The following is a 657-nucleotide window of genomic DNA, read 5'->3' as shown; positions in this document are numbered from 1 at the left end:
CGTTCCGGAGCAGGCATCCCTTATTCCGAAGGTACGGGACTAACTTGCCGAATTCCCTAACGTCGGTTGCTCCCGACAGGCCTTAGCTTTCGCCGCTATGGACACCTGTGTCGGTTCTCGGTACGGATACCATACTCTCCTTTTCACGGGCCCCAGGTTGAACCATATTTCTCTATCTCGCCGTTCGTCCGCTTCGTGCCATTACGGCTTCCACGGAGTTGGACGATTCGACCGGGCGAAAGCCCGGCATGGTCGACCCCAGGGCGTCAGATTTCAATGTATGGTAGCACGGGAATATTAACCCGTTTCCCATTTCGTCTCAGTCGAGTTGCGGTGAGACTTAGGACCGGCTAACCCTCAGCTGATCAGCAGTGCTGAGGAACCCTTATCCATTAGGCCGTCGGGGTTCTCACCCGACTATCGCTGCTACTATGGCCAGGATTTTCGTCACTGTTCGGTCCACAGGAGCTCTCGCCCCTGCTTCCATCCAAACAGAGCGCCAATCTACTCGATTACCAGTATAAGTGGTACGGATAGGTCTCGGTGGTGGATTTGAGTCCCGATCATTTTGGGCGCCTCAAACCTCGGCCGGTAAGCTGTTACGCTTTTCTTAGAGGGTAGCTGCTTCTAAGCTCACCTCCCGGCTGTCTAGGGCTC

At 55.1% G+C, this 657-nt stretch carries 1 rRNA gene; it reads right to left on the bottom strand.

Features of this window, described 5'->3' with window-relative positions:
• Positions 1-657, bottom strand: a 23S ribosomal RNA gene (locus NDI56_RS21665); the annotation flags it as partial.

The sequence above is a fragment of the Halomicroarcula saliterrae genome, assembly GCF_031624395.1.
Taxonomy (GTDB): Archaea; Halobacteriota; Halobacteria; order Halobacteriales; family Haloarculaceae; genus Haloarcula; species Haloarcula saliterrae.
The sequence above is the reverse complement of the archived record's forward strand: the minus strand, read 5'-3'. Positions and strand labels throughout refer to the sequence as shown.